Below are 2,921 nucleotides of genomic sequence, written 5' to 3'. Positions count from 1 at the left end.
AGGATATTCTCCATCTTCATCGCCTCAACCACCGCGAGTGCCTGCCCCGCCTCGACCTTGTCCCCCGGCTTGACGTTGAGCGCGGTCAGCAGGCCCGGCATCGGACAGAGCAGGAAGCGCGACAGATCGGGCGGCACCTTCTCGATCATATGCTTGGACAGCAAGGCGACGTGCGGCGGCAGCAGGCGCAGCTGATGGCTGCGGCCGCGTGTCGTCAGCTTCCAGCCGGCGCGCGTGCGGCTGAGCCGCATCGACAAGGGCTCGCCTTCAATCTCCGCCTCGATCAGCCGCTGTCCGGGCAAATAAGGCGCGTCGACCACCAGCGCCTTGCCGTCGACGGTAACCGTCTCGTCCTCGACCACGACATGATGCTCGGCGCCGTCCATCGTCACGATCCATTCGCCGATCGGCTGGATCGGCCCGTTCAGCCGCCCGTCGATCGACGCCGCGCGCGCCGCTTCGGCGGAGGCGACGATGCCCGCCACCGCCGACAATTTGGCGGTGAGTGCGTCGGGCACGGGCGCGCCCTGGAATCCTTCGGGATATTCCTCGGCGATGAAGCCGGTGGTGAGCGCGCCCGCCCGGAAGCGCGGGTGCTGCATCAACGCCGACAGGAAATCGATATTGTGGCCGATGCCGTCAATCTCGAACCGGTCTAGCGCGGCGATCTGCGTATCGATCGCCGCCTCGCGCGTGTCGCCATGCGTGACGAGCTTGGCGATCATCGGATCGTAGAACATCGAAATGTCCGATCCCTCGACCACGCCGTCATCGACACGCACGTCGGCGGTCGCGGCGGGCGGACGATAGCGCACCAGCCGCCCGGTCGAGGGCAGGAAGCCGCGATAGGGATCCTCGGCATAGACGCGGCTCTCGATCGCCCAGCCGTCGAGCTTCACGTCGGCCTGGCCGAAAGTGAGTTTCTCTTTATTGGCGACGAGGATCATCTGCTCGACCAGATCGAGCCCGGTCACATATTCGGTGACGGGATGCTCGACCTGCAGCCGGGTGTTCATTTCGAGGAAGTAGAAGCTACGATCCGCGCCGGCGATGAACTCCACCGTGCCCGCGCTGTAATAACCGACCGCCTTGGCCAGCTCGACCGCCTGCTCGCCCATCGCCTTGCGCATCTCGGGCGTGACGAACGGCGACGGCGCCTCCTCGACCACCTTCTGGTGGCGGCGCTGGACCGAACATTCGCGCTCGCCGAGATAGACCATGTTGCCGTGCTGGTCGCCGAGCAGCTGGATCTCGATATGGCGCGGGCTTTCGACGAACTTCTCGATGAAGACGCGGTCGTCGCCGAAACTGGCGAGTCCTTCGCGCTTGGTCGCCTCGAACCCTTCGCGCACATCCGCTTCGGACCAGGCGAGCCGCATGCCCTTGCCGCCGCCGCCAGCCGACGCCTTCATCATCACCGGATAGGTAATGCCGTTGGCGATCTCGACCGCATGTTCGGTATCGCGGATTTCACCGATGAAGCCCGGCACCACCGACACGCCCGCCGCCAGCGCCAATTTCTTGGACTCGATCTTGTCGCCCATCGCCGCGATCGCCTTCGGCGGCGGCCCGATGAAGGCGATCCCGCTGTCTGCCAACAGTCGCGCGAAGCTCTCCCGCTCCGACAGGAAGCCATAACCGGGGTGAACCGCCTCGGCGCCGGTCTCTTTGCAAGCGAGCAGGATCGCGTCGGCGAGCAGGTAGCTCTCTGATGCCGGCGGCGGCCCCAGGCGCACCTTTTCATCCGCCAGTTCGACATGCGGCGCGCGTGCGTCAGCATCCGAATAGACCGCGACCGTCTTGATACCCATCACGCGTGCGGTGCGGATGACGCGGCAAGCAATCTCGCCGCGATTGGCGATCAGGATTTTGGAGAACATAATCAACCCTTGAGCAGCGCAGAAAGCGTCGTACCCAGCTCTGACGGGGATGCCGCCACACGAATTCCAGCTTCTTCCATCGCCGCAATCTTGCTGTCGGCGCCGCCCTGGCCGCCCGACACGATCGCGCCGGCATGGCCCATGCGGCGGCCCGGAGGAGCGGTGCGGCCGGCGATGAAGCCGACCATCGGCTTCTTGCGGCCACGCTTGGCTTCGTCCTTCAGGAACTGGGCGGCTTCCTCTTCGGCGGAGCCGCCGATCTCGCCGATCATGATAATCGACTTGGTCGCATCGTCCGCCAGATACAGTTCGAGCACGTCGATGAAATTGGTACCGTTGACCGGATCGCCGCCGATGCCGACCGCGGTGGTCTGGCCGAGGCCGGCGTTGGTCGTCTGGAACACCGCCTCATAGGTCAAAGTGCCGGAGCGCGAGACGACGCCGACCGAGCCCTTCGAGAAGATGTTGCCGGGCATGATCCCGATCTTGCATTCGTTGGGCGTCAGCACGCCCGGGCAGTTCGGGCCGATCAGGCGCGATTTGGAACCGGTCAGCGCGCGCTTGACGCGCACCATGTCCAACACCGGAATACCTTCGGTGATGCACACGATCAGCGGCACCTGCGCGTCGATCGCCTCGAGGATCGAATCCGCGGCGAAGGGCGGCGGCACGTAGATGACCGAGGCGTCCGCGCCGGTCCGGGCGACGGCTTCCTGCACTGTGTCGAAATTGAGCAGACCCAGTTCGTCGTGAATTGTGCCGCCCTTGCCGGGCGTGACGCCGCCGACCATCTGGGAGCCGTAGTCGAGCGCCGCCTTCGTGTGGAATGTGCCTGTCTTGCCGGTCATCCCCTGCGTGATGACCTTGGTATTCGCGTTGACGAGGATGCTCATGCCGCGATCCTCACCTGCGCCACGATCTTCCGGGCGGCATCGCCCAGATCGTCGGCCGCCACGATCGGCAGGCCCGAATTGGCGAGGATCGCCTTGCCCTGCTCGACATTGGTGCCTTCGAGACGAACCACCAGCGGAACCGAAAGGT

The 2,921-nt window shown here is 65.1% G+C and carries 2 protein-coding genes and 1 pseudogene; all 3 read right to left on the bottom strand.

The annotated features are described in order from the left end of the window. On the bottom strand, positions 1–1,880 hold a 1,880-nt coding region (locus VK533_RS00765; RefSeq protein WP_324374048.1), incomplete at its 3' end, for an acetyl/propionyl/methylcrotonyl-CoA carboxylase subunit alpha. 2 nt (positions 1,881–1,882) lie between these two features. Next, positions 1,883–2,773, bottom strand: a complete 891-nt coding sequence (sucD, locus tag VK533_RS00760; protein ID WP_324374046.1) for a succinate--CoA ligase subunit alpha — start codon at positions 2,771–2,773, stop codon at positions 1,883–1,885. Then, a pseudogene (gene sucC / locus VK533_RS00755) lies at positions 2,770–2,921 on the bottom strand (succinate--CoA ligase subunit beta); the annotation flags it as partial. The pseudogene sucC and the gene sucD, both read right to left, overlap by 4 nt.

Origin of the sequence: Sphingomonas sp. (assembly GCF_035317925.1) — a bacterium.
In the GTDB taxonomy this organism is placed as follows: domain Bacteria; phylum Pseudomonadota; class Alphaproteobacteria; order Sphingomonadales; family Sphingomonadaceae; genus Sphingomonas_I.
This window is presented reverse-complemented; position numbering and strand designations above follow the sequence as displayed.